Annotated in this window: 28 protein-coding genes and 1 riboswitch; of the genes, 9 read left to right on the forward strand and 19 right to left on the reverse strand. The window is 70.9% G+C overall.

Annotated elements, in window-relative coordinates:
* Positions 1 to 813: 813 nt before the first annotated feature.
* Positions 814 to 1,254, forward strand: coding sequence for a hypothetical protein (locus RMT89_RS21240; protein ID WP_315885330.1), 441 nt, complete (start codon positions 814 to 816; stop codon positions 1,252 to 1,254).
* A gap of 55 nt (positions 1,255 to 1,309) precedes the next feature.
* A complete protein-coding gene (locus RMT89_RS21245; protein ID WP_315885331.1) occupies positions 1,310 to 3,268 on the forward strand; it encodes a copper resistance protein CopC in 1,959 nt (652 codons plus the stop codon).
* 100 nt (positions 3,269 to 3,368) lie between these two features.
* Here RMT89_RS21245 and RMT89_RS21250 read toward each other — a convergent pair whose 3' ends face one another.
* Both RMT89_RS21250 and RMT89_RS21255 read right to left on the reverse strand, forming a co-directional pair.
* A complete protein-coding gene (locus RMT89_RS21250) occupies positions 3,369 to 4,133 on the reverse strand; it encodes a CbtA family protein (protein ID WP_315885332.1) in 765 nt (254 codons plus the stop codon).
* 16 nt (positions 4,134 to 4,149) lie between these two features.
* Positions 4,150 to 4,371 carry a CbtB-domain containing protein gene (locus tag RMT89_RS21255; protein ID WP_315885333.1) on the reverse strand — a complete coding sequence of 74 codons (222 nt, stop codon included), beginning with the start codon at positions 4,369 to 4,371 and terminating at the stop codon, positions 4,150 to 4,152.
* A gap of 63 nt (positions 4,372 to 4,434) precedes the next feature.
* Positions 4,435 to 4,526, reverse strand: a riboswitch (cobalamin riboswitch).
* A gap of 111 nt (positions 4,527 to 4,637) precedes the next feature.
* Between RMT89_RS21255 and RMT89_RS21260 the strand changes: the two genes are divergently transcribed.
* Entirely contained in the window at positions 4,638 to 5,222 is a 585-nt protein-coding gene (locus RMT89_RS21260) for a histidine phosphatase family protein (RefSeq protein WP_315885334.1), read from the forward strand.
* A 50-nt stretch (positions 5,223 to 5,272) separates the two neighbouring features.
* On the opposite strand, the gene RMT89_RS21265 is transcribed toward RMT89_RS21260, so the two are convergent.
* From RMT89_RS21265 to RMT89_RS21290, 6 genes are all read right to left on the reverse strand, one after another.
* Positions 5,273 to 6,727 carry a DUF1775 domain-containing protein gene (locus RMT89_RS21265; RefSeq protein WP_315885335.1) on the reverse strand — a complete coding sequence of 485 codons (1,455 nt, stop codon included), beginning with the start codon at positions 6,725 to 6,727 and terminating at the stop codon, positions 5,273 to 5,275.
* Between the two features lie 24 nt (positions 6,728 to 6,751).
* The gene (locus RMT89_RS21270; protein ID WP_315885336.1) at positions 6,752 to 7,231 is read right to left on the reverse strand and encodes a DUF3093 domain-containing protein; all 480 of its coding nucleotides are present in this window, start codon (positions 7,229 to 7,231) and stop codon (positions 6,752 to 6,754) included.
* A 108-nt stretch (positions 7,232 to 7,339) separates the two neighbouring features.
* Positions 7,340 to 8,011 carry a thioredoxin domain-containing protein gene (locus RMT89_RS21275; RefSeq protein ID WP_315885337.1) on the reverse strand — a complete coding sequence of 224 codons (672 nt, stop codon included), beginning with the start codon at positions 8,009 to 8,011 and terminating at the stop codon, positions 7,340 to 7,342.
* Complete coding sequence (locus RMT89_RS21280; protein ID WP_315885338.1) at positions 8,008 to 10,053, reverse strand: cytochrome c oxidase assembly protein; 2,046 nt, start codon at positions 10,051 to 10,053, stop codon at positions 8,008 to 8,010. Before RMT89_RS21280 ends, RMT89_RS21275 begins: the two co-directional genes overlap by 4 nt.
* Positions 10,043 to 10,645 carry a copper resistance protein CopC gene (locus RMT89_RS21285; RefSeq protein ID WP_315885339.1) on the reverse strand — a complete coding sequence of 201 codons (603 nt, stop codon included), beginning with the start codon at positions 10,643 to 10,645 and terminating at the stop codon, positions 10,043 to 10,045. Before RMT89_RS21285 ends, RMT89_RS21280 begins: the two co-directional genes overlap by 11 nt.
* Before the next feature lie 84 nt (positions 10,646 to 10,729).
* The gene (locus tag RMT89_RS21290) at positions 10,730 to 11,410 is read right to left on the reverse strand and encodes a hypothetical protein (RefSeq protein ID WP_315885340.1); all 681 of its coding nucleotides are present in this window, start codon (positions 11,408 to 11,410) and stop codon (positions 10,730 to 10,732) included.
* Between the two features lie 275 nt (positions 11,411 to 11,685).
* Here RMT89_RS21290 and RMT89_RS21295 point away from each other — a divergent pair, with 275 nt between their 5' ends.
* Positions 11,686 to 12,606, forward strand: coding sequence for a cation diffusion facilitator family transporter (locus RMT89_RS21295; protein ID WP_315885341.1), 921 nt, complete (start codon positions 11,686 to 11,688; stop codon positions 12,604 to 12,606).
* 74 nt (positions 12,607 to 12,680) lie between these two features.
* Here the strand turns inward: RMT89_RS21295 and RMT89_RS21300 are convergent, their stop codons facing one another.
* The 3 genes from RMT89_RS21300 to RMT89_RS21310 form a co-directional block, all read right to left on the reverse strand.
* Positions 12,681 to 13,319 (reverse strand): DUF305 domain-containing protein, encoded by a 639-nt coding sequence (locus tag RMT89_RS21300; protein ID WP_315885342.1) that lies wholly within the window; start codon positions 13,317 to 13,319, stop codon positions 12,681 to 12,683.
* Positions 13,316 to 13,963, reverse strand: coding sequence for a DUF3105 domain-containing protein (locus RMT89_RS21305; RefSeq protein WP_315885343.1), 648 nt, complete (start codon positions 13,961 to 13,963; stop codon positions 13,316 to 13,318). The genes RMT89_RS21300 and RMT89_RS21305 overlap by 4 nt, the downstream gene beginning before the upstream one ends.
* 141 nt (positions 13,964 to 14,104) lie before the next feature.
* Positions 14,105 to 14,509, reverse strand: a complete 405-nt coding sequence (locus RMT89_RS21310) for a hypothetical protein (protein ID WP_315885344.1) — start codon at positions 14,507 to 14,509, stop codon at positions 14,105 to 14,107.
* A 120-nt stretch (positions 14,510 to 14,629) separates the two neighbouring features.
* On the opposite strand from RMT89_RS21310, the gene RMT89_RS21315 reads away from it, so the two are divergent.
* From RMT89_RS21315 to RMT89_RS21325, 3 genes are read left to right on the forward strand one after another with little or no spacing between them, the layout of a single operon-like run.
* The gene (locus tag RMT89_RS21315) at positions 14,630 to 14,965 is read left to right on the forward strand and encodes a metalloregulator ArsR/SmtB family transcription factor (RefSeq protein ID WP_315885345.1); all 336 of its coding nucleotides are present in this window, start codon (positions 14,630 to 14,632) and stop codon (positions 14,963 to 14,965) included.
* The gene (locus RMT89_RS21320; protein WP_315885346.1) at positions 14,965 to 15,711 is read left to right on the forward strand and encodes a cation transporter; all 747 of its coding nucleotides are present in this window, start codon (positions 14,965 to 14,967) and stop codon (positions 15,709 to 15,711) included. Before RMT89_RS21315 ends, RMT89_RS21320 begins: the two co-directional genes overlap by 1 nt.
* The gene (locus RMT89_RS21325; protein ID WP_315885347.1) at positions 15,708 to 16,394 is read left to right on the forward strand and encodes a methyltransferase; all 687 of its coding nucleotides are present in this window, start codon (positions 15,708 to 15,710) and stop codon (positions 16,392 to 16,394) included. The genes RMT89_RS21320 and RMT89_RS21325 overlap by 4 nt, the downstream gene beginning before the upstream one ends.
* Positions 16,395 to 17,035: 641 nt before the next feature.
* Here the strand turns inward: RMT89_RS21325 and RMT89_RS21330 are convergent.
* Positions 17,036 to 17,584: a hypothetical protein gene (locus RMT89_RS21330; protein WP_315885348.1), complete on the reverse strand. Its 549-nt coding sequence runs from the start codon at positions 17,582 to 17,584 to the stop codon at positions 17,036 to 17,038.
* Positions 17,581 to 17,832 carry a hypothetical protein gene (locus RMT89_RS21335; RefSeq protein WP_315885349.1) on the reverse strand — a complete coding sequence of 84 codons (252 nt, stop codon included), beginning with the start codon at positions 17,830 to 17,832 and terminating at the stop codon, positions 17,581 to 17,583. The genes RMT89_RS21330 and RMT89_RS21335 overlap by 4 nt, the downstream gene beginning before the upstream one ends.
* A 125-nt stretch (positions 17,833 to 17,957) precedes the next feature.
* Between RMT89_RS21335 and RMT89_RS21340 the strand changes: the two genes are divergently transcribed.
* Positions 17,958 to 18,545: a TetR/AcrR family transcriptional regulator gene (locus RMT89_RS21340; RefSeq protein ID WP_315885350.1), complete on the forward strand. Its 588-nt coding sequence runs from the start codon at positions 17,958 to 17,960 to the stop codon at positions 18,543 to 18,545.
* Positions 18,523 to 18,747: a hypothetical protein gene (locus RMT89_RS21345; protein ID WP_315885351.1), complete on the forward strand. Its 225-nt coding sequence runs from the start codon at positions 18,523 to 18,525 to the stop codon at positions 18,745 to 18,747. The genes RMT89_RS21340 and RMT89_RS21345 overlap by 23 nt, the downstream gene beginning before the upstream one ends.
* Before the next feature lie 54 nt (positions 18,748 to 18,801).
* Here the strand turns inward: RMT89_RS21345 and RMT89_RS21350 are convergent, their stop codons facing one another.
* The 6 genes from RMT89_RS21350 to RMT89_RS21375 all read right to left on the reverse strand — a co-directional run bounded on the left by RMT89_RS21350 (position 18,802) and on the right by RMT89_RS21375 (position 25,051).
* On the reverse strand, positions 18,802 to 19,542 hold the full coding sequence (locus tag RMT89_RS21350) for an exo-alpha-sialidase (protein WP_315885352.1): 741 nt from the start codon (positions 19,540 to 19,542) through the stop codon (positions 18,802 to 18,804).
* Between the two features lie 254 nt (positions 19,543 to 19,796).
* Complete coding sequence (locus RMT89_RS21355) at positions 19,797 to 20,474, reverse strand: DUF305 domain-containing protein (RefSeq protein ID WP_315885353.1); 678 nt, start codon at positions 20,472 to 20,474, stop codon at positions 19,797 to 19,799.
* A gap of 92 nt (positions 20,475 to 20,566) precedes the next feature.
* Positions 20,567 to 21,028: a hypothetical protein gene (locus RMT89_RS21360; protein ID WP_315885354.1), complete on the reverse strand. Its 462-nt coding sequence runs from the start codon at positions 21,026 to 21,028 to the stop codon at positions 20,567 to 20,569.
* Positions 21,029 to 21,159: 131 nt separating this feature from the next.
* Positions 21,160 to 21,960, reverse strand: coding sequence for a helix-turn-helix domain-containing protein (locus RMT89_RS21365; RefSeq protein ID WP_315885355.1), 801 nt, complete (start codon positions 21,958 to 21,960; stop codon positions 21,160 to 21,162).
* A gap of 155 nt (positions 21,961 to 22,115) precedes the next feature.
* Positions 22,116 to 23,537, reverse strand: a complete 1,422-nt coding sequence (locus RMT89_RS21370) for an NADH-quinone oxidoreductase subunit N (RefSeq protein WP_315885414.1) — start codon at positions 23,535 to 23,537, stop codon at positions 22,116 to 22,118.
* A 5-nt stretch (positions 23,538 to 23,542) separates the two neighbouring features.
* Entirely contained in the window at positions 23,543 to 25,051 is a 1,509-nt protein-coding gene (locus RMT89_RS21375) for an NADH-quinone oxidoreductase subunit M (RefSeq protein ID WP_315885356.1), read from the reverse strand.
* Positions 25,052 to 25,055: the final 4 nt, after the last annotated feature.

The raw sequence follows: 25,055 nt of genomic DNA on the forward strand, positions 1-25,055 counted from the left end.
CGCGGCTCACCGAGCGATCAGGTCCGCCACACGCCGAGCGAGGACCGGGACTGCCCGGTGGAAGACGGGCGGGGCTCTACGGGCGAGGGTTGCGCAGGCCGCAGGACCGGCGTGAGCCGGGCGGTGACGTCTTCGAGCGGCAGAGCGTCACGGACCGCTTCCACGGTCAGGGCAACGTCACGCGGCGCCGTGACCGGTGGCTCGTCCAACGCCCAGCAGTGAGGTGTGTCGCCGTCCGCGGGAGCAGTCACCAGGTCCGCCGTCTGTTGCGACTGCTCGATGTGTTGGGCGCAACTGGCGGAGGCCCTCGGAAAGGCATCGTCCCGTCCGACGGCCTCCGTTCCGGGGCCGTGTGCGCAAGCCCACACGTGTACCAGTGCAGCCAGCAGCACCAGCAGCGCCGCCCCGGTCCGTGACACGGAGCGGCCGCTGCGGGATACCGAGCCAGCCGTCATAAATGCAAAGAGTAATCAACCAACCACATAAAGTTCCGGTGAAGAGCGGGAGGTGCCGTCTGCCTCGCGAAGGTGAAGATCCGTGCAATGGCCGCGCTTCGTTGACGTCCGCCGAGACGAGGGCGAAGACCAAGGGCCGCATATTTATTCGCCCCATATCACCATATTGGGTGAAGGCGGCGTCTGATCGGCCCTCACCGGGACTTGGAGCCAAGGGCCATTGATCTCATACGCACTGAACAACCCTCCGCGTTCATCCGTACTCCGAGTCGAGTACGAGCAGCACCGGACATGGAGAGGCAACGTGCCCCAACAGCAACCACGAGGACCCATCGGCCGAAGTCTGTCCCTCGCGTCCGTGAAACGTGCCGCCATCGTCGGGAGTCTGGCGGTCCTTCCCTTGCTCACGGCCTGCAGCGGCGGTGGGGACAAGGCGGCCGAGGAAGCCGACCCGTCGAACATCTCCGCTGCCCCGGCGGCCGGGGTCGTCGCGCCGGCCAAGGTCGAAGTGATCGCCTCTCTGACCGGCTGCAAGGCCAAGATCCGTATCGAGGCGGACGAACTGCGCCAGGGCCTGTGTCACACCAAGGAGGTCGACTACCTCATCACCACCTTCCCGGAGGAGAAGTACAAGAAGGCCTGGCTGGACTCCGCCGCCATCTACGGGGGCAAGTACCTGGTCGGCACGCGCTGGGTCCTCAGCGCCAAGGAGCCGGAAATGCTGGAGCGGTTCCGGACCAAGCTCGGCGGCACCGTCCAGCAGCTGCGGGGCATCGGCCCCGCACCGAGCACGCCGTAGCCGCTCGGACACCGCCGCTTACGACCGCCGCGCACACCACCCTGGAGGCTGCTTCATGCCCACGGCACCACGCCGGGCCAGAAAACCGCTGACGGCCCTGGCGCTGATCGGCGCCGTGCTCGCGTTTCTCCTCGGCGGCGCCGGGCCGGCCTCCGCCCACGCCGCGCTGACCGGATCCGACCCGGCCGACACCGCCGTCCTCAAGACAGCGCCGCGGCAGGTCACGCTCACCTTCACCGAAACGGTCAGCCTCAACGACGGCTCCCTGCGCGTACTTTCGCCCAGGAACGAGCGGGTCAATGAGGGCTCGGTGGAGCACGCGGGCGGCAAAGCGAACACGGTCCGCGTGATGCTGGGCGACAAGCTGATCAAGGGCACCTACACGGTGTCCTGGCGCGTCATCTCCGCCGACAGCCACCCGATTTCAGGCGCGTTCACCTTCTCCATCGGCAAACCGTCCGCCACCTCCGCGGTGCCACCCTCCGGGCCCTCGGTCGACCCCACCGTCTCCCGCCTCTACGGCATCGCCCGCTACACCGCCTACGGCGGCCTCGCCCTGCTCATCGGCGTCGCCGGATTCGCCCTGCTCTGCTGGCCCGCCGCGCTCACCCTCCGTCTGGTGCGCAGGCTGCTGCTGTCCGGCTGGCTGGCGCTGATCGCCTCGACACTCGTCCTGCTGCTTCTGCGCGGCCCGTACGAAAGCGGACGGGGCGTCACCGCAGTGTTCGACCCGTCCTTGCTGGGTCCCACCCTCACGGGCAGGACCGGTACGGCATTGGTGACACGGCTCTTACTGGCCACGGTGGCGGGCCTGGTGCTGGCCCCGATCACGGGCCGTCTCGTCGGCAAGGCGGAAGGGATACACGTCCGGCCGATCCCCCCGTCCGTCGGCGCACGGGTGACAGGGCTCCTGCTCGCCGTGGGCCTGGCGGCCACCTGGGCCGCGGCCGAGCACGCCTCCGCCGGTCTCCAGGTGCCCGTGGCCATCCCGGTCGCGGTCCTGCACCTGCTCGCCATGGCCGTGTGGCTCGGTGGTCTCCTCACCCTGGCGTTCATCCTCTGGCGGACGCCCGCCGACACGACGGTTCCGACGTCAGCGGTCACCCGCTTCTCCCGACTGGCGCTCGGCGCCGTCCTCGTCCTGACCGCGACCGGCGTCTACCAGTCCTGGCGGCAGGTCGGTTCGTGGGAGGCTCTCTCCACCACCGAGTACGGCAGGCTGCTCTGCCTCAAGGTCGCCGCGGTCGTCATGGTCCTGACCGCGGCGCAGTTCTCCCGGCAGTGGACGATGCAGCCGGTCCACGAACCGCGGCCGACGCCGGAGACGCTCGCGGTGGCGGCACCGAAGCGCGTACGCGTGACGCAGACCGTCGGTGTCGGCTCATCGTCCGGTGACGAGGACCTTCCCGACGCGGGCAGTGCCGTGGCGGACAGCGACGAAGAGTCGTCCGCACCTGGCGCCGTCCGCCGCTCCGAACCGCCCGTCTCGCTCCCCGAGCAGCGCCGACGCGGCCTGCGCCGCTCGGTCGCCGCCGAAGCCGTTCTCGGTGTCATCGTCCTGGCGATCACCACGGTGCTCACCGGAACCCCGCCCAGCCGGGCCGCCGCGCAGAGCGCCACAGCGGTGGCAGGGGTCCAGCAGGTTCCGGCAGCGGTGGCCACGATCCCGTTCGACACCGGCGTGCCGAACGGATACGGCCAGGTGCAGATCACCTTCCTGCCGGGACAGGTGGGCGAGAACAGAGTCGAGGCCCTGGTGTACGGGGCCGACAGCGGCCCCGTCGCCGTTCCCGAAGTGCGTCTCACCGTCACCCACCGGGCGCAGAGCGTCGGCCCGCTCGACGCGAAACTGGTCGACAAGGGAGGCTACTGGGCGACGGACAGCCTACGGATACCCCTCCCCGGCACATGGACCCTGAAGGTCACCGTGCGCGTCAGCGACGTCGACCAGGTCACCGTGTCGGAGAACGTGACGATCCGGGACCTGCCGCCGCAGGTGGCAGGCGCAAGCTGACGCCAAGTCGGGCGGAGCGGGTCGCAGTTCGCCGACCCCAACGCATGGACCCGCCGGGCGCGCCCCCGACGGGTCCATGCGTGGTGCCGTACGCCCCGGGTCAGCCGACCGAGACGGACAATGCCTCGGCCCGGCCGGCCGAGGTGGTGGACCTTGGCTCCAGAACACGCTCGGCCAGGTAGCCGAAGAGCAGGCCGAAGGCCGCCCAGAGCAGGGCCTGGACGCCGAGGGAGGCCATGCGGAACTCCCACAGGTCCGTGGCCGGGAAGCCCTTGGGCACGTTGTCCCCGGACGGCAGGAACACCATCGCGACCGTCACGGCCGCCGCGAAGGCCAGCCCTGCGGTGATGGACGCGTTCCAGTTGCCCCACCGGGGGGCGAGCCGACGGCCCAGCAGGACGGCGGCGATGCCGAGCAGGACGCTCAGCGCGATCATCAGGAAGTACAGGGCCGTCCGCTGGTCCAGGGTGTCGGGGTTGCCGACGGCGGGCGGGTTCGGCGGGTACTTCAGGATGGGCACCAGGTAGACGGTGAGGAACGCGACGAGCGCGGTCAGCGCCGCCGTTGCCCGGGCGCCGAACCGGCCGATCCGGCCCAGCGCGAAGCAGAATGCGAGTGCGGCTATGCCGCCGACGGCCACGCCGAAGACGAGGACGCCGGTGGCCAGCCCCGCGGTCGACTGCACCGACCTGCTGACCAGTTCCTCCCCGCCGGCGGAGTGGGGGGAGTTCGCCTCCTCGAAGGCGATCGCCGCTTCGACCGGCCCTTCACCGACCAGGTAGGCGAAGACGAAGGCCAGCACGCCGGCGCCGAGGCCCGCGAGCATTCCGCGCACCAACAGGGCGCGCACATTGGCAGAGTTCATGTGAGTCCGATCCCCGTCAGTGGCAGGGGAAGCCGAGCAGGTGACGACCGTCGTGCACCCATTCGTGGACGCCCTCGCCGGAGAAGACGGCGAAAGCGCCCTGCTCGGCGCCGACGAAGTAGAGCAGGACGAGCATCAGAAGGCCGAAGAACGCGGCCCAGGGCAGGATGGCCCGGACGGGCAGCGGTGCTGCGGCGGGCAGGGTGGTGGGGGCAGGGGCGGCGGTGGACTGCGCCATGGCGAGACCTCCTCGGGAACACGCGTCCCGTGTCGTGTGGAGCACTCAAAACGACGGCGTCGGGTCTGACTCACCGCCATCACCCCGCGCCCCCGAGGGGGCAGGAGCCTGCGGCACACAGTGGCGCGACCGTGCCGGGCTTGCACCGGACTTCCGACGCCGTCGTTACTTGTCGCCCAGATCGTAGGGGCAAGCGGGCCATCGGCCAACATGGCGTACGCCACGTACGATGGGCCGACCGTTGTGGATAGGGCGAGGGGGCTTGCATGACGATCCGGCTCACGCTGTTGTGCGCCGCCGCGCCAACGGGGCGCGAGGTGCGCTTCGCCGACACCCCGCTCGACGAGCGGGCACTGCGGCAGGCGCGCACGGCCGCCGCGGCCCTGCCCGCAGCGACGACCTGCCACACCGCGCCCTCCCAGCGTTGCCGTCAGACCGCCGAGGCCCTGGGCTGGGACTCGCTCGTCACCGAACCGGCGTTGCGGGACCTGGAGATGGGCCGCTGGTACGGCCGTACACCGGAGGAAATCGCCACGGCGGACCCAGTCGCCTTCAGCACCTGGTTGAGCGACCCGGAGGCCGCCCCGCACGGCGGTGAGTCAGTGGCCGATGTGTGCCGCCGGATCGATGCCTGGCTCGGTGCGCTGCCGGACGGCGCCGGACAGGTAGTGGCCGTGGTGGAGCAGGCCGTGGCGCGTGCGGCGGTGATCTGCGCGCTGGCCGCCCCGCCCGCGTCGTTCTGGCGTATCGACGTACCGCCTCTGGACGCCGTGCGCCTGACCGGCCGGGCCGGGCGGTGGAACCTGCGGATGGGAGCCGTCTCGAGCGTGGGCGACGGCTCGACGGGCTGAACGACCCGCGGGGCGGCGGCAGTTCCGCCCCGCGGGACACGAAGCCGCCGTCAGCTCCCGGCCGAGGCGCTCCGGCGGCGTACGAGCCACCACGCGCCGCCCGCGACGGCGAGCAACGCCACGACCACCACACCGACGACGATCCCGGTCGAGCTGTCCTCGTCCTTGTCTTCGTCCGTGGCGCTGTCGTCCGCGTCCGCGGTCGCCGTGGGAGATGTCGTTTCGGTGGGGGTGGGAGTGGGGCTGGGAGTCGGGCTCGCGGTCGGGCTGGGGCTGACGGGGGTGGCGCCCGGCGCGGCGGCCTTCAATTCCAGGACCGGTGCGGGCTGTTCGGCCTCCGCTCCGCCGCTGGGTACCTCGATCCAGCGGGAGACCTTGCCGTCTTCGTAGACCTCGACGGTCTTGAACGCGATCTCCTTGGCGTCCGGCAGCTGCCGGACCTTGATCGAGTGCGCGGCGTCGGCACCGGGCGCGAGCTCCGGTCCGCCGACGGTGTAGCCGTCGTCGGTCGCCTTCAGCTTCCAGCCCTTGGGGGCCTCCTCGAGGGCCACGTCGGCGGGCGCGATGCCCTTGGGCAGGACGATGCGCAGTTCGGTGAATCCGGCCGTGGAGGACTCCGCCTCGGAGACGAAGCTGAGGGTGACGTTCTCGGCGAGGGCCTGCGGCTTGTCGGCCTCGACTTCCGCGTGCGCGACGGCCGGTGCGGCCAGCGCGAGGGTGGCGGTCAGCGCGGCGGCGCCGACGAGAGCGGCCCGGCGCGCCAGACGGGCAGCGTGATGCGTGGACATAGAACTCCTTGCGCGGGAATCCGGACACGCCGAAGCGGCGGCCCGGGTGAGGGGTTGGACCGGGACGGGTGCGTGTCCCGGTGGTCCCCTGCGCACCAGCGCATGTTCCAGGGTGAGGGTGCGGGCGACTGCGGGCGGTGCGAAGCAGGCGGCCAGCCGTACGGCGGTCGGCGCGGGCACCACGACGACGTCGAGCCGCGGCACCAGCCGGGCCAGTACGTCGGTGGCGGCCCGGCCTGCCGCGCGGGTGGCCGTGAGCGCGGCGGACAGGGCGGCGTCGGCGCGCTGCAGCAGCCGGCCCGCCGCCAGCGCGGCGACGAGATGGGCGAACGTCATGGCCGTGGAGGCGTGATGCCAGGCATGCCCGTCCCCGACCGGCATGGCCGCGCCACCGCCCATGTGGTGCCCCGTCTGGCCGGCTCCCGAGTCACGGGTGCCGCTCGCCACGGTCAGGGTCAGATGCAGCGCGCCCTGTGCGGCGAGCGTGCACGCGACGACGACGGGCAGCGACAACCGCCGCTGGGCGAACGGCCACATGGCCACGAACTGCCCGACGGTGAACGCGGCCACCAGCCGCCACGGCACCGAGCCCTCGGCGACCGCGTGGTGCCCGAGCGCGGCGAGCACGCTGCCGATGAGCGCGAACGCCGCGGCCCGCACACAGGCGCCCGTACGGATGGACCGCGCACGGGAGCCCCGGCGGCCGAGCCGCCTCACCTGATCACCTGGCACGGACGCCCATCATGCTCGTTCCGCCCCCGCCTGTCCGGACATCTCGCGAATCACCTCGGCGAGCCGGTCCGGGGTCCGGGAGGAGAGGTACACGTACGGGGTCGGGTCCTCCGGGTCGAGGACCTCGACGCGTACGGCGGTGGTGATGTAGCTGCGCATGACCATGAACGCGCGCAGGTCCGCCTTGTACGTCCGCCAGGCCCGGGCTTCCTCGCCCTGCAGGACCTGCGGCTCGCCGAGCGCGCTGAGCGGGATGCGGGCGTCCCCGACGACCAGCAGCCGGTCGGTGACCCGGATCCGCATCGACCCCTCGGTGCTGACGCGGAGCCCGGCCAGACAGGTGCCGGCGGTCAGGGCGACAAGGGCGGCGATCAGGCCGTAGGGCAGGAAGACCAGTGCCAGGGAGAGGCCGAAGAGCGCGGCGATCACCCACCAGGCTTTGGGGGCGGTCAGGCGTTCGTCGTAGGCGGGGGTCGTGCTGGCGGTCACTGCGGCTCACCTTGTCGTATACGTCGTGGGTGGTGGGGGCGTTCACAGGGCGCCGAAGAAGCGGGCCTGGTCGATGGGGTGCGACAGGAACCCGTCCTCGTGGCCCGGTCAGTCGGACAGCCCGTCCTCGATGAGGGCCTTGAACGCCTCGTAGGAGCTGGGAGGCTGGATCTGGCTGCCGTCGACGAAGAAGGTCGGGGTGCCCTGGACACCCAGGCCCAGGCCGTCGCGCTGGTCTTTCCGGATGCGTCCGGCGACCTCGGGGTCGTCGAGGGCGGCGTCGAACTCGGTCATGTTCAGGCCGAGTTCCTTGGCGTAGCCGCGGAAGACGTCCTGCTTCGAGTCCTTCGACTCACCCCATTCCTTCTGTGTGGTGAAGAGCTTGTTGTACATCTCCTCGAACTTGCCCTGCCGGGCAGCGGCTTCGGCGGTGCGGGCGGCGAGTTCGCCGTTGCGGTGACCGGGCATGGGGAAGTAGCGGGCGACGAAGGTGACCCGGTCGCCGTACTCCTCGCGCAGCTTCTCCACCACCGGGTAGTACGCGCCGCAGCCCTCGCACTCGAAGTCGAGGAACTCCACGATGGTCAGTTCGCTCTTCTTGGGAGTGGTGAGACGGTGGCTGTCGGCGCGCACGGGCAGCGCCTTGGCGGCCGCCTGCACGTCCACGCCGCCACCGCCGCTTCCCTTGTCGGGAGCGAGCAGCGCGTAGGAGCCGATCGCGGCGGCGAAACCGGCCAACAGCACCGCGGCGACGATCAGCTGCCTCTTGAGTCTGGTCATGATTCCTCGTTCGGGGTGCGGGGGGCGGCCGAGCGGCGGTCGCGGGCGTGCAGGCTCGCCAGATAGGCGTTGTAGGCGGCCAGCGGATCGCTGTCGCCGCCGCGTTCGATCTGCCGGTCGACGCGGCGGGCCTCGCGCTGGTCGGAGCGGATCCACTGGATGGCCAGGACGATCGTGGTGATCAGGACGGGGATGTCACCGGTGGCCCAGGCGATGGCGCCGCCGTTGTACTGGTCCTCCAGCGGGTCGGCGACAAAGGGGCGGTCCAGCAGCGACCACCAGCCCTCGCCGATCAGGGCGGTGGAGCTCATCAGCGAGATGCTGAACCAGGAGTGGAACGGCATCGTCAGGATCAGCACGAAGAGCCGGCCGAGGTACGGCGGTCGGCGCGGGCCGGGGTCGATGCCGATGATCACCCAGAAGAACAGCAGGCCCGTGGCGAGGAAGTGCACCAGCATGACCATGTGGCCCAGGTGGCTGCGCATCAACGTCTCGAACAGCGAGGTGTAGTAGACGACGAAGGCGCTGCCGATGAACAGCACGCTCGCCACCACCGGATGCGAGATGAGCTTGACGTAGCGGCTGTGCAGGAGCTTCAGCAGCATCTCGCGTGGCCCGTCCGGTGAGCCCTTGGGGGCGGAGGGCAGCGCGCGCAGCGCGAGGGTGGCGGGCGCCCCGAGGACGAGCAGGATCGGTACCGACATGGCGACCAGCATGTGCTGGCCCATGTGCACGCTGAACAGGACCTTGCCGTAGGTGTTCAGCCCGCTCATGGTGGCGAGCACGGTCAGCGCCAGCCCCATCAGCCACGCGACCGTCCGTCCCACGGGCCAGCTGTCGCCGCGGACGCGCAGCTTGCGTACGCCGGCCAGGTAGAGGAGCGCGGCGGCCCCGGTGCCGAAGGCGAACAGGGGGTCGAAGTGCCACTGCGTGAACAGTGGCGTCCACGGGAAGTCACCGAGGGGTGGCGGCATCGGGAAGCCCAGCAGTTCCTCGGCCGGGGACAGCGAGGCATCACCCGCGCCCGGTGCGGGGGTGCGCGACAGGCCCACCGCGAGCCCCATCGCCGCCGCCATCAGGAGCAGTTCACCGGCGGCGAGCCGGACGAACGCCCGCCGCCTGCCCTCGGCGAGCGCGGGCAGGGTACGACGGCGGTGCCAGTAGCCGATGCCGCCCAGCAGGACGAGCGCCAGCGTCTTGGCCAGCACCATCTGCCCGTACCGGCTGCTGAACACCTCGGTGAGGGACGGCAGCCGGACGGCGGCGTTGACGATGCCGCTGAGACCAACCGCGAGCAGCGCCCACCCGGCGAGCGGACTGAACCGGCGGGCCGCGTCCGCCGCCTGCTCCTCCCGGCGCGCGGCGACCACGAGCACGAAGACCAGGCCACCCACCCAGACCGCGACCCCGACCAGATGCAGGGCGAGGCTGGTGACGGCGGCGTCGTGGTTGCCGGCCGCCGAGGAGTGCCCGGTGAAGGTGGGGGGCAGCAGACCTGCCAGGGCGAGCACAAGTGCCCACCGGGCCCAGCGCGCGCTGCCGATCCCCACGCACAGGGTGGCGATGACGCCTGCGGCGGCCGCGGTCAGGGCGTAGGAGCGGCCCTGGGCGTCGGTGGTGACGAAGTCCGCCACGATCGCGGGCGACAGGATCTCGCCGACCGGCTGGGCGAACAGGTCGGACAGCGTGAACACCAGGACAGCGCCGGACGCGGTGGCCCACAGCCCCGCGGCGCAGGCGGCCCAGTTCAGATAGCGCAGCTGCGCCGGGGCGAGCCGACTGCCGCCGGGCAGCAGCACGACCACCAGCAGCAGGGCGCCGACGGTGGCCACGGCGGCCGCGTCCGCGAGGATTCGGGCGGCCGGCAGCCCCCAGGCGGTCAGAGCACCCGCGTCCGGGATTCCCGGGATCGCTGTGGCGCCACCGCCGCCGGCCCAGACGGCGGCCAGGGCCACAGCGACACAGACCCCCGCCGCCAGGGCGAGGAGCAGCGGCAGTCGGGGCAGTCGTCCGGTACCGGCGGCCTTGCTGTCAGTCGCCATGGTCGGTCCGCCTCCGCCGCACCACGTAGGCACCCACGGCCCCGGCCGCGGCCGCGGCCAGCGCACCTGCCCCGGCGAGGACCGGCACGGCCACGCTGGAGGACTCCTCGTCGGCCTGGTCGGCCTCCGGTGACGGGACTGACGTCGGGGAAGCGGCGGTCTCCTGCTGGACCGTGGCCGACGGGCTGGGCGTCTGCGCCGTCTGCTTGACGGTGAAGGTGTAGGAGCCGGCGACGGGATGTCCGTCGGCGGACACCACTCGGTAGCCGACGGTGTAACGGCCCGCCGGAGCACCGGTGTCGAGCGGGAGCGTGACGGTCTTTCCCTCGACCTGTGGCTCGCCCTTCGCGGCCGAGGCTCCGTCCGCTCCCGTCACGGCGACCTTCGCGTACTTCTGCGTCATCGGGTCGCTGAAGGTCAGCGTGACGCGCGGGGGCAGCCCAGCGAGCGACGCGTCGGTCCGCGGCTTGGTGGATTCCAGTTCGGTGTGGGCCGCGGCCTGCGGTGCGGTGACGGCCAGGGCCGTAAGCGCGGCGGGTACGACGAGGACACGTGCCGCCGTGCGGGCGGCACGCCGGTCGGTGACGTGCATGATGCGGGCTTTCTGTCGTCCCCCGGCGGCATGGGACCACCGGGACGGGAGGGCCGGCCCATCGGATGGCCGGGGCCTCACCCGTCAGGACGGGCAGGGACCGCCGATCCGCGTCGGCCGGAAAAGGGCGAAGGGTGCACGGAACGCGCGCGCGTGGCCCGGCGGAGCCCTGCCCTCCCGCAGTCGCGCCAGCATCGTGGACCGCAGCGGCGCGCTGCTCTCGACGCAGGTGGCCCGCGGCGCGGTGCCATGGGCGCGGCCGAGCAACGGCCAGACGAAGAGCAGCAGTCGGCGTACGGCGGTCAGCAGCGGCCGGGACTTCCACAGCAGCCGCTCCGTGACGCCCAGCAGCCGCGCGGCGATGACGAGGGTGACGAGGTGCCCGGCCAGCAGCACACCGGCGGGCGGTCCGGAGGCCGCGCCGTGCTCGACCACGGTGGGCAGACCGCCCGCCACCGCGCCTTGGCCGGTCACGGCCTGGCAGGCGCCCGGCAGCGAGTAGGCGACGTGGTAGGCAATCTGAGCGGCGGCGAGGACGCCCACCACCTGGCTGTCGGTCAGCCGACGCCGCGTCAGCACCACCGCGCCCGGGACCGCCACGGCGGCGACCGCCGCGACGATGATCCACCGGGGCGCGTGGCACTGGGACAGAGCATGCCCGGCCAGCGGCAGCAGCACGCAGAGCACCGCGAGCGCCCCGGCCCGCAACCCGCGCAGCACCCCGGACGCCGGGGAGGCGGGGGCTGGTGAGCGGAGCGGTCGCATGAGGTCGGGCCTTCGGGAGTCCGGCGCGGGGTGTGAGCGGGTGCGTACGGGGCCTGCACACCGTACGCCCAGGCAGCGTACCCACCCGTGCACCCTCGGTGGACCGCCGGGTGCCCCTCACGCCACCACTCCGCACCGGTGACACATCCTCGCAGGTCAGAGACGTGTTAGCGGACATGACAACGGTCACCGGTGCAGCCTTTGCCGAGCTCATCCGCCATGTGTTTCCCTGCTGCGGACGGACGCCGGACGCTAGCTAGGGAGGGACACGACTCATGGGCCACAGCCACGGACACGGTCACAGCCACGGGGTGGGCGGTCACGCAGCCGGTCGGCACCGCTGGCGGCTGACCGTGTCGTTCGTTCTGGTCGCGTCCTTCTTCGTGGTCGAGCTGACCTACGGGCTGCTGTCCGGATCGCTCGCGCTGCTCTCGGACGCCGGGCACATGGCCGCCGACGTGGTGGCGCTGGGCGCGGCGCTGGTGGCGACCCGGATAGCCACCCGCCCCGACACCACCGGACGACGCACCTACGGCTCCTACCGGGCGGAGGTGTTCGCCTCCCTGCTGTCGGTGGCACTGATGCTGGCCGTCTCGGTGTACGTGGTCATCGAGGCGGTAGGCCGGATCGGCGCGTCCGCCGAGGTCGCCTCCGGACCGATGCTGATCGTCGGCGGCATTGGACTGGTCATCAACCTCGTGGCCCTGCTCCTGCTTCGGTCGGGCGCTTCGGAGAGCCTGAACGTCAAGGGCGCCTACCTGGAAGTGGTGGCCGACACCGCCGGCTCGGTCGGGGTGATCCTGGCGGGCTGGCTGGTGGCCGCGACCGGGCAGCCGCTGTGGGACACCCTGGTCGCCCTCGCCATCGGCGCCTTCGTCGCCGTACGCGCGATAGCGCTGGGCCGGGAGGTTTTCGCCGTCCTCGGACAGCACGCCCCGGCGGGCATGGACCCGGCCGCCGTGGCCGACGACCTGGCCGCCGTGGACGGCGTCAAGGACGTGCACGACCTGCACCTGTGGACGCTGACTTCAGGCATGAACGTGGCCACGGCCCACCTGGTCACAGCCGACGAGGCCGACGGCCACACGGTCCTGGACCGGGCCCGCGACCTGCTGCGCGACCGCCACGGCGTGGCTCATGCGACCCTGCAGGTCGAGCCGGCCGACCACACCGGCTGCGAGAAGGTCGGCTGGTAGGGCTTGTACGGTCCGCCCGGTCGTCGGCGTGCCCGGCCGGGGTGCGGCGATGCGCTCCCCGGCCGGGCACGGGCTCATTGCTCGGCCTTGGCACCCCGCTGGGCGAGCATGTCGGCCATCAGGTCGATCTCCGACTGCTGGCCGTTGACCATGGTCTGCGCCAGCCGTACGAGCTTGTCGTCGGCGGCCATCTTCACCGCGCCCTTGGCCATGTCGATGCCGCCCTTGTGGTGAGCGGTCATCATCCGCAGGTACAGGATCTCGGCGTCCTTCCCCTTGGCCTGGCGCAACTGGTCCAGCTGCGCGTTGGTGGCCATGCCGGGCATGAGCGCACCGTCCTTCGCCTCGTACATCGAGCCGTGGCCCATCCACGTCATCGGCGCCTCGGTGGAGGACTTGCTCAGCCCCCACGCCTCCAGCCAGCCGAGCAGCATGCCGCGCTGGTTGGCCTGCGTGTTGATGACGTCGTACGCGAGGGTGCGCACGCCCTCGTCGTCGGTGCGGTCGCGGACGATGAACGACATCTCCACGGCCTGCTGGTGGTGCACCGCCATGTCCCGGGCGAACCCGGCTTCCACGGAACGGTCGCCGGGCGAGGCCGCGTTCGCCGTGCCCTCCGCCGCACGCCACCACACGACGAGGGCGGCGGCGACGGCGAGCAGGGTACAGACGAGGATGATGAGCGGGGTGCGGCGGGTGACAGCGCTGGTCATGCGGCGATCCCTCCCGTGCAGACGGCGCCCGGCTCAGGGGTCTGGGCACCCTGGACGTACTTGCCGAGGAACTTCTCCACGCGGGGGTCGGCGGCGGAGTCCACGCTCAGCTGCTTGCCCCAGGCGGACAGGACGATCGGCGACGACTGGTCGGCGAACGGGCTCATCAGCGTGTACGGAGTCTTGGTCACCTGGTCCTTGAGCGTGCTGACGTCCTTGTCCGTGGCCTTGTCGGTGTAGGTGACCCAGACCGCGCCGTGCTCCAGGGAGTGCACGGCGTTCGTCTCGCCGATCTCCTTGTCGTAGACGACGCCGTTGCAGTTCATCCAGGCCGGGTTGTGGTCGCCGCCGACCCCCGGGGACGTCTTGTAGTCGACCGGGGTCTCGACGTGGTTCTGACTGAGGCCCTTGAAGGACTTCTCGCCCGCCACCGGCTTGGCGGCCGCGACCTCCTCCGCCGCCTTCTCGTCCTGCATCCGGTCGACGAGGTACCAGCTGCCGCCGACGACAGCGGCCACGATGACCGCACTGCAGGTCCAGGTGATGATCCGGTTGCGGCGCTCGCGGGCCGCCTCGGCGCGGCGCATCTCCTCCAGTTTGGCGCGGCGTGAGGCGCGCTGTTCCTTGGCTCGGGAAGACCCCATTGCATGTCCTTGTCCCCACCGCGCGGGCAGGCGCGGTGGTGCGATTCGAGCGGTCGAGGGCCTGCGCGCCCGCCGGGTGCGGGGGCAGGAGGGCTGAGCGGGCACGGCCCGGTAGGCCTGAGCCGTGCGGCTTGCCCGTTCCTAGATCCGCTGAACCTGGAGGTGATGAATGCCCGGTGTGTGGACGAGAACGCCCGGTGCTGCGCGAGGGGGTGGAGAGCCCTGTGTCCGGACCGCCGCAGTCACGTCCGCCGCTTGAAACGACGGCAGCGCCACGGAGGTGCTGGTGACGGCCTCGGCGGAACGGCAGTGTGAGTCGCCGGGCCCGTGCTCCGTGTCGGGGCACTCGTGACCGGCGGCCGAACCCAGGGCGGTCTGCACACTTCCCTGTGAGGAGGTGGCAGGCACCCGCAGCGACTCGCCGGAGCTGTGGACACACACCGGGAGCAGCCACATCAGCGCGGCGAGCAGGACGGCACAACGCAGCACGAGAAACGGGGTCACGTGTCCCACCGCGCCCCGGACGCCCAGATACCGGTTGCTCATCGCCGCAGATCGTAGCCAAGCCCCGCCGGAGCCGGGGAGTGGGCCACCATGTCGGGCTCGATTGCCCGAATTCCCGAATTCAGCATTTCTTGAATCCACGATCTCATGTACCGTCAGGCGGTGCTGACCACCACCTCCGACATCGACGCCCTGGCACGCTTCGGCCGCGCCCTTGACGACCCGATCCGCTGCCGCATCCTGCTCGCGCTCCGCGAGGCTCCCGCCCATCCGGCCGACCTGGCCGAGCGGCTGGAGATCTCCCGTACCCGGCTGTCGAACCACCTCACCTGCCTGCGCGACTGCGGCATCGTCGTCGCCGTCCCCGTCGGCCGCCGCGTCCGCTACGAGCTGGCCGACGCCCGCCTCGGGCACGCCCTGGACGACCTGCGCGGCGCCGTGCTGGCCGTTGAGGCCGACCGGACCCGCCCGGACGCCGAAGAGAAGGACGGCCGCTGATGACGGTGCAGATTTCACTCGGGCCCACCCCGCAGCGCCGCGTCGAACCGGCCCGGCGTGTACGGTTCCTGGTCGCCACCACGATCACCTACAACGTCATCGAGGCCATCGTCGCGATCACCGCGGGCACGATCGCCTCCTCCACCGCCCTGATCGGCTTCGGCCTGGACTCCGTCATCGAGGTCTCCTCGGCCGCGGCCGTCGCCTGGCAGTTCTCCGCACGCGAGCACGCCGTCCGCGAGGCGCGCGAGAAGACCGCCCTGCGCGTGATCGCGGTCTCCTTCTTCGCGCTCGCCACCTTCGTCACGGTCGACTCCGTGCGTGCTCTGACCGGTACCGGCGAAGCCGAGCACTCCACCCCGGGCATCGTGCTCGCCGCCCTGTCCCTCGCGGTGATGCCGTTCCTGTCGGCGGCCCAGCGCAAGGCCGGGCGTGAACTCGGCTCGGCTTCGGCCGTGGCGGACTCCAAGCAGACCCTGCTGTGCACCTACCTCTCCGCCGTCCTGCTCGCCGGGCTGCTCGCCAACTCCCTGCTCGGCTGGTCCTGGGCCGACCCGATCGCCGCCCTCGTCATCGCCGCCGTCGCGGTCAAGGAAGGCCGCGAGGCCTGGCGGGGCGACAGCCGCTGCGCCGTGCCGGTCGGCCTCCCCCAGTCAACGGACGTGGCCGCGGGCGCCCAGGACGGCTGCGGATGCGCCCCGGGCTGCTCGTGCTGCGGGCCGCGGAAGGAGACGGACGCGCCATGACCGGCTGGTCCTGGGCGGCGCTCGCCCTCTACGGGGCGTGGCTGACCGCGGCTTTCGTCATCCGCACGCTGATCCAGCGCCGCCGCACCGGGGACAACGCCTTCCGCGGTCTGTCCGGCACTCCCGGCTCGGCCGCCTGGTGGGCCGGGGTGCTGTTCGCCCTGGCGCTGCTCGGCGCCGTCGCCGCACCAGCCGCGACCCTGGCGGGCCTGCCCGTCCTCATCGAGGAGACTCCCGCGGTATACGGCGCCGGCGCGGCGGTCGCCGTGCTCGGGGCGGTCGCCGTGCTCGGGGCGGTCGCCGTGCTCGGGGCGGTCGCCGTGCTCGGGGCGGTCGGCACGGTGATGGCACAAGGGGCCATGGGCACGTCCTGGCGCGTCGGCGTGGATCCCGAAGAGCGCACGGCACTGGTCACCGGTGGCCTCTTCGCGCACGTACGCAACCCCATCTTCACGGCAATGGGCGTCACCGGCCTCGGACTCACGATGATGGTGCCCAATGCCCTGGCGTTTGCCGCCCTCGCCGCCCTGCTGATCGCGATCAAACTGCAGGTCCGCGTCGTCGAGGAGCCCCACCTCCGGGCCACTCACGGGGCGGCCTACCGCGCCTACGCGGCCCGATCCGGGCGTTTCGTCCCTGGTGTCGGGCGACTGCGGATCGGGAGCGACGAAGCTGGGGCGTAGCACTGGGCGCGTCTCACCGATAGGCTTCGCCGATCTCGCGCCGGGGAGGTCCGAGGGACTTCACGGCCTTCAGCAGCAGTTGTTCGCTTCAGCCTCGCCGCAGGTGCGGTCGGTCTCGACGGCGACCACGGCCGTGCGCAGGTCGTCCGGTGACGGCTCCGCGCGCGGGCGGATCCCATGGCGCAGGGGTCTCTTGCGGTGCCGCGAGCTTCACAACGTCGAGGCTCGCGGTCGAGCAGTGCTGCATGGCCGTACTGGAGCAGGCCGGACCATCAGCACTGTTCGTCGCAGGGGCGGTCGCTGTCGGCACGGCGGCTTGTGCGGGGGCTCTTCCGTGAGCGTGCCCGGACACGGCTGTGGCCGGTGCGCCATGGCTGCCCGCCATCACCATGCCGGGCGTCATCACGTGTACGGCGGACGAGGGCGTCGGCTCGATCGCCGAGGCCGGCGTCTCGTGGTGAATCAGTACGGCGAAAGCCGCGAGCAGAGCGATGACCGCAGCGCGCTCCCAGCGGACGGCGGCGCGCGAGGCGCGGGTCCGCAGGGACCAGGCTCCCCGTGCCGTCGTCGCTGCTCTGAGTGCCGGTGAGACGATGCCGCCAATATACCCCGGGGGGGTAAATGGCGGCAGGGTGCGGTTCTCACCCCTGAGGTACGGACGCCGCGCCCGATACGCCACGGCTCCCACGCTGCGCCTGCTGCTTGCGCTGCCCGTACGGAGTGACGCCCCGCGGCTTGTACACCGCCAGGATCATGGCCGGCAGCAGCACCGCCAGCGCGAGCACCGAATGGAGCACGGGCGAGAAGTTACGCACCGTGGAGAGCTCGGCGGCCGGGTCTGCGGCCATGTGGGCCATGGACCTGAACGTCCCCATGTAGATCAGCAGCACCCCGGTGGCGACAACGTTGATCAGGAGCTTGAACGCGACCCAGTAGTGCCGGAAGAGGCCCCAGGGCGTACCCAGAGACTGGATGACGCCCGTGAGCAGCGAGGCGAGGGCCAGGGGGACGAGGGCGTACCGGGCGGCCGGCTCCATCACGAGGTAGACGCCGCGTACCGCTGCGGGATCCTGGCTGGTCATGCCGATCACCGCCAGCGCGAGAAACACTACGACCGCACCGAACCAGCCGACGGAGGACGTGACATGCGCGATGAGGGCAAGCTTGCGCAGGCGGGGCGGCATTGTCATCCGAGGTCACCCGTGGCCGGTCCGGCGGTTTCCGTGACGCCTACGAGCGGAGCCTGGCCGCCGAAGTGACGGCCCGGACCGTGGTCACCCGGCCCCTTGACCAGCAGCACGACCACGAAGAGAAGGACCACGACCACCGCAATGAGCGCGGACACCTTCACCCATCGCGGCACGCCGACAGCCGGGTTCCGGCCGGGGGCCCCACCGGTCTTGTCCCGAGTGTCCGGCTCCTGGGACGGATCCGCCATGAGTGGTCCTCCTTGTTTCGCCCACGCCTCAGCGGCGTGCCGTTCGAAGGACTCCAGCTTTATCGATACACTTTGTCACTGTCAAACCATCATGTTCACCCATCGGCATCACGTACGCTTTCCGCGTGCCGAAGCTGTGGAACGAGACGATCGAGGCGCACCGCCGCGAAGTGCGCGACGCCATCCTGGACAGCACTGCCGCCCTGGCGGCCGAGAACGGACCACTGTCAGTGACGATGTCTCAGATCGCGGAGAGGGTCGGTATCGGGCGGGCCACGCTGTACAAGTACTTCCCGGACGTCGAAGCGATCCTGCACGCCTGGCACGCCCGCGAGGTCGCCGGCCATCTCGCCCAACTGGCCGAAGTGCGGGACCGGACAGAGGGGGCCGGTGCACGCCTGGACGCGGTGTTGGGGGCTTACGCCCTCATCACTCACGAATCCCACGGCCACCACGACACGGACCTCGGCGCGTTCCTGCACCGGGACAGCGGCAGCCACCTGGCTCACGCACACCGGCACCTTCACCACATGGTCCAGGAACTACTGGCCGAGGCAGCACAGGCCGGCGACGTCCGGGACGACATCCCGCCCGCCGAACTCACGCACTACTGCCTCAACGCCCTGACGGCAGCACGCACCTTGCCGTCCAAGGCCGCCGTGCGACGCCTGGTCACCCTCACACTCACCGGTGTACGCCCGCCCCAGCACTGAATCCCTCGCGGTCTTCGCCGCTTCCCTGGCCATCTCCGTGTGGGACAAGGCCCGCTCGGGAGGGACCAAGCGCCGGGCACACGCGGCAACGGGCAACCGAAGCCGTCGGCGCCCGCCGGGTACGTCGCCGGACGCGGCCCTGACGGCCCACATCGGCATGGGCGGCACGATGTGCGCCATGCCCGTCATGATGGCCGTCTGACCGTCCGTCGCCGCCCCGGGACACGGCGGTGCGCCCGCCCCCACCGGGCGCGAATCAGTGGCCGCCGCTCGAAGCGACGGCCAGGCGCTCGGCGAACGTCTTACCGCCGTCCTTCGACTCGTACACCCCGGTCTGCGAGGCGGCGAGGACGTGCTCGGCATCGACAGAGGCCAGCGCCTGAGGCTGATCGCCCGGCACGGTGGAGACCTTCGTCCACCTGGTGCCGCGATCTGTACTGCGATTCAGTCCGCCGGAGCTGTCGATGCCGTAGAGGGTGCCCTTCGCGCTCCAGGAAAGGAAGGCCATGACCGGCCCCTTACCTTGGGCGAACGTCTTCCCACCGTCGCTGCTTCGGGGGACACCCCCGGCAGTCGTAGCCAGAACGAGACCGGAGTCCTTGGGGCTGACTGCGATGTCGAGGGCTTCGAGCTGCGCCCCATCCCTCCAGGAGAGACCGTTCTTGGTCGTGCGAACCAGACCGTTGGTGGCGTCGTAGCCGTAGACCGTGCCGTCGGCGAAGTCAGAGCGTGGAAGTCGGACTCGCCGGACAGGGACAGGGACTTCCAGGTCTTGCCCGGGTCGGTGCTCTTGACGAGCCTTGTTCCCACCCGAGGTCGGATGACCGCTGGCGTAGAACGTCTTGTCGCCGGCCACGGGGAAGCCCATGAAGTCGTCCTTGCTGTCGCCCACCAGTTCGGGCTCCCCCTCGGCGTCGGGGGTGTAGACACCTTCGTGGGTGGCGACGTAGAGACGCTGGTCGGCGGGGTCCAGTCCCAGCCCGTGAATGTGGCTCACGGTCGTCCCGGAAGCGGCAGACGAACCGGTTGATTCCGCGCTGTCCCCGCTCTCGGAGCAGGCAGCCAGGGTAAAGGCGAGAGCCCGGGCAGAGGCTGCCACAGCGGCAGGGCGCTTGTTCATGATTCCTCAGGGGCGTACGGGTGCACCGGAGCGGCGACGGCCCATCGCGGTCATGGCGGCATGGAGGGAGACCGCCCGGGGCTCCTCGGACTCGCACGTCGGAGCCCTGGGCGGTCTGCGGGTGATGCGGATCAGAGCCGGTCGAGGATCTCTTCGAACTTCTCGACCTCGGCGGACTGGGTCTTCACGACGTCGGCGGCGAGCTGCTTGGCCGTGGCGTTACGACCGTTCTTCTGCTCGTCCTCCGCCATGGTGATCGCGCCCTTGTGGTGCTCGATCATCATCTCCGCGAACATCCGGTCGAACTCGGTGCCCTTGGCGGCCTCGATCTTCTGCATGTCCTTGTCGGACATCATTCCGGACATCCCGGAGCCGGCCGCGCCGCCGGACCCGTGGTCCATACCGGGCATGCTCTCGGCAGCCGACTCCGGCTTGCCCCAGGCCTTCAGCCAGGACTTCATGGTCTGGATCTCGGGATCCTGGGCCTTCTCGATGTCCGCGGCCAGTGTCTTGATCTCCGCGTCGGAGGCCCGGCCGTCCGCGAGCTTGGCCATCTCCAGGGCCTGCTCGTGGTGCGGGATCATCATCTGCGCGAACGTGACGTCCGCGTCGTTGAAGGCGCCGGGCGCCGGGTTGTCCCCCGCCGCCGCGGTGGACGTGGCGGAGGCGGATGTGCCGCTCCCGTGGTCCATGCCCTCCATGTCGTCCCCGCCGCAGGCGGCGAGCAGCAGTCCACCCGCCACGGCGGCGCTCACCATCGCGATACGGCGACGAAGACGGCGGCGCAGAGCAGAGTTGTGGGCAGTCATGTGCGAAATACCTCGCTGGATCAGTTCTGTCAGTGGGTATGGCGGTACGCGCGGCGTGCGCGGGCATGACTGAGCCCGCGCTGCGGTCCGGCCTAAATCCGCAGCACTGACAGCTGAACGAGGAGAGGTCTGGGGGGCGGCGGGCCAGGAGGCAGCACGGCCAGGGCCCGGGCGAGCAGGGCCGTCAGCCGTTCCTTACGACGAACCGCCGCGCACAGGAACAACCAGAGCAGCCACCCGGTGAGCACCGCCACACACACGGACAGCACGTCCATGCTGATCATGGGCTCGTCCAGCGTCGTCGACAGCGTGGCCGAGGTCGCTGCCCCGTGGTCCGTCATTGCCGCAGGCTCGCTGGACGTCATGGTGTCGACTGTCCCTTGGCCCATGCCGCCCTGGTGCGCGCCGACCGCGGCATGGGGACCGCCGTCTGTCGCCGAGCCTGACGAGTGCTCCGCGTGGCCCATCGTGTGCATGGCAAACACGCCGAACGTGAGCATGGCGACCAGCAGGAGGTAGCCGAAGGCCCCTCCCGCACGCAGCCGCCTGCTCACACTCAACCTGCACCTCCTCGGGCCGACACCATCCAGGGCAGGCCATGAGTACCCGGGCCTCGTGGTGCTTTCTCGTCTCACAGAAATACTACTAAGCCTTCATGCAGAGTCAGGCGCTGGGCGCTTGCCGGTCAGTGGCCGGTCTCGGCGTGGTCAGCGTGGTCGCTGAGCTGGGCTTCGAACCAGTCGTGAAGGGCGCCGACCAGTGCGGAGTCCCCAGTGTCGTAGGTCATGGTGGCGCCGTCGGTTCGTTCGTGGTATGGCACTTCGAAGCGTTCGTAGCCTTCTTCCAATTCCGCCAGGCCCGGCGTGTCGTCGCCGTGGATCTGGGCGGGGTCACCGAAGTCTCCCCGGCGGAACGCTTCGGCTTCCTGCTTCAGGTGGGTGCGAATGAGGTCGATTTGCTCGGCATCCCCGGGCTGGTCGGCCACGATGTCCTGGACGCCGGTGTCGGTGGGGGTGAAGTGGTGGGTTGTCTCTTCGAGGTCGAAGGGCATGACGGAACGACCGCGTTCGGACTCCCAGGGCGTGCAGGATGCCCGCTCGTTCATGAGCAGGGATCGATTCGAGCAGCCGGGAAACCCGCTCCCGCCGCGCATCGGCGAGGGTGTGCGCAGCCCGCTGCCCTGCGGGGTGAGGCGCAGAACAACTCCGCGTCCGTCCTCTGCAGCCGGGCCACGCTCCACCCAGCCGCGGCCGGTCGGCTGTCCGACCAGGCTCACGGTGCTCTTCTGCAGCCGCAGCCGACGGGCCAGTTCGACCTGCCGCAGTACGCTTTCCTGCGCCAGTTCCCCGAGGGCGTGAGCTTCGGAAACGGGGATCGACTGACCGCAAGGCGTGCTCTCGGCGTGGAGAAGGCCGAAGGCGCGCACAAAGCCCCGGAGTGCTTCTTGGAGAACGGCTGGGTCTTCAGCTTCACGATCTGCCGACATGGTTCGACGGCGCAACCAGAAGGTTCGGCGATACAGCCACTTCTCCCGGCAGCCCACTCGCCGCAAGGCAGGAGCGGGCGATCACTCCCCACGGCAAGGGGGAACGGACAGGCCGACGAGCCATTGCTCGGCAGCGGCGACACGCGCCTGTGCGGTCAGGGTGCGAGCGGGCCGCCCAGCACGTCCAGGACGGTCCCGCCGAGCACTCCGAGTACCACCGATCCGGTGGCCGCCCCGTAGGCGACGATGGCAGCTGATCTTGACGTCGGACCCGGATCACCGACGGGTCCGCGTTCGAGAAACGCTGGGGCGATCCAGCGCAGGTAGTAAAAGAGGGAAGCGACCGTGTTGACGGCCGCGACGACCGCCAGCCAGGCGTAACCACCGTCGAAGGCCGCGCTGAAGGCTTCCAGCTTGCCGAGGAAGACGGCGGTCGGGGGCGTGCCCACCAGGCCCAGCAGGCAGACGACAAGCGAGGCCAGCAGGGCCGGGTGGGTCCGCGCCAGGCCCCGGTAGTCGTCGATGGTGCGGGCCGCGGGGAGGGCGCAGACGACGGCGAAAGCGCCGAGGTTGGTCAGCGCGTACCCCGCCAGGAAGTACAGCAGCGCCTCCTGGGCGAGGTCGGTGCGCCCGGCGACGGCCACCGGGAGCAGGAGATAGCCGACCTGGCTGATCGTGGAGTACGCGAGCAGGCGTTTGACGTCCTGCTGGAAGAAGGCCGCCAGGTTGCCCAACGTCATCGAGGCCACCGACAGCACCGCCACCAGATCGGCCCACGGCAGGTCGGCGTCCGCGAGCGGCACGGCGGCGAGCCGGTAGAACGCGGCCAGGGCGCCGATCTTGGGGATCGTCGTGAGGAAGGCAGCGACAGGCGCCGAGCTGCCCTGGACGGCGTCCGGCACCCAGAAGTGGCCGGGCACGCCTCCGGCCTTGAACAGGACACCGGCGAGCAGGGCGAGCGTGCCGACCGCCACCAGTCCCGCCGGGGCCTCGGCGAGTTCAGTGCGCAGCATGGGGTAAGCCGTTGCCCGCCCGGCGGCGAGGAGGATGGTGATGCCGGCGAGCATCACGACGCCGAGGAGGGCACCTACGACGTAGAACTTCAGGGCCGCCTCAGTGCCGGGGGCGCCCTTGCGGAACCCGGCGAGCGCGTAGGCGGGCACGCTGGCCAGCAGGTAACCGGCGGCGAGGAGGAGCAGGTCCTGGGATCCGGCCAGCATCAGGGCGCCGGCGGAGGCGAGCTGGAGCAGGACGTAGAACTCCGTCTCGCGCGGGTCGGCGTACAGGCGCGGCATGGCGAGCGCGAGGACCAGCAGCGTGGCGCCGAGGATGATGATCCTGCCGGCGGCCGTGAGCGTGTCCAGGGCGAAGGACTCGCCGAAAGCCGTCTCCACGGGATTGGCCGCGGCCATCGCGGCGGCCACGATCCCCACGGTGCAGGCCGCTCCCGCCAGGGCGCCGATCAGCCACTGGCGGCGGCGCGGCAGCCATGCCCCGAGCAGGAGACCGAGCACAGCGGAGGCGGCGAGCAGGACCTCGGGCAGGAGGTCGAGGGGGTTCTCGTTCATCCCCGTCATCTCGTTCATCGCGCGAGCAGCTCCAGCACGGTGCGCGAGGCGGGTTCGATGACGTCGAGGACGAACCGGGGGGCGAGGCCGAGGATGACGCCGAGGGCCAGCAGCGGGATGATCGCGAGCCCTTCGTGGCCGCGGATGTCGGGGAACGGCCGGTCGGCGCCGGGCGCGGCGACGGGCAGCCGTAGCGGGCCGAGGAAGACCTGTTGCAGGGCGCGCAGGAACAGGCCCGCGGTGAGCAGGATCCCGAGGACGGCCAGTCCGGTGGCGACCGGCTCCGGGCCCAGGCTCCCCGTGAGGATCTGCAACTCGGCGATGAAGCCGGAGAAACCGGGCAGCCCGAGGGAGGCGAAGGCGGCGACGCCGGTCAGCGCGGCGAAGACCGGCGCGCGCTCGGCCACGCCGGAGTACGCGGACATCTCGTACGTCCGCCCGCGCTCGTACAGCACGCCGGACAACAGGAACAGCGCCCCCGTCAGCAGCCCGTGGCTGACCATCTGGAAGACCGATCCGGTGACGGCGAGTCGGCGGGCCTCCTCCTGCCCGGCGCCGACGGCACCGGCCGCGCCGATCGCCAGAATGATGTAGCCCATGTGGTTGACGGAGGTGTACGCGACCATCCGTTTGAAGTCGGTCTGGGCCAGGGCGACCAGCGCGCCGTACAGCACGGAGACCACGCCGACGATGACGAAGACGAGGGCGTGGTCCCGCCAGGCGTCGGGCAGGACGGGCATGGCGATGCGCAGGAAACCGTACGTGCCCATCTTCAGCAGCACACCGGCGAGGATCGCCGACCCGGCGGCCGGGGCGTCGGTGTGGGCGGGCGGCAACCAGGTGTGGAAGGGCACGGTCGGGGTCTTGACCGCCAGGCCGACGGCGATGGCGAGTAGGACGAGGGCGCCGTACGTCGTGCGTCCGGCCAGTGGGTTGGCGTCGGTCAGCTCGACGATGTCGAAGGTGTGGGGATCGGTGGCCAGGTAGAGGCCGATGAAGCCGAGCAGCAGGGCGAGGGAGCCGATGAAGGTGTAGAGGAAGAACTTCAGCGCGGCGCGGGCTGCGCCCTTGTGTCCCCACCCGGCGATGATGAAGTACATCGCCACGATGGACAGGTCGAAGAAGACGAAGAACAGGATCAGGTCCAGGGCGACGAACAGGCCGAGGCATGTGGTCTGGAGGAACAGGAACAGGGCCGCGAACTCCCTGGGCCGTCGGGTCTCGCGCCACGCGTACGCGGCGCAGGCGAGGAACAGCACGCAGGTGACGGCCACCAGGGGCAGGGACAGCCCGTCGACTCCGACGTGGTAGCTGATGCCCGCGCTGGGGATCCAGCGAGCCCGGGTCTCGTACTGCATGCCTCCGTCGTGCTCAAAGCCCGCCCAGACGATCACCGTCAGGACCAGCTCGGCTGCGGCGGTCGCCGCCCAGGCCGTCAGGAACAGGACGCGGGGCGCGCTGCGCGGCACGCACAGCAGGAGGGCCGCCATGGCGGCCGGGAGCAGGACGATGGCCGTGAGCACGGCG

It is taken from the genome of Streptomyces sp. P17 (assembly GCF_032436805.1).
Classification (GTDB): domain Bacteria; phylum Actinomycetota; class Actinomycetes; order Streptomycetales; family Streptomycetaceae; genus Streptomyces.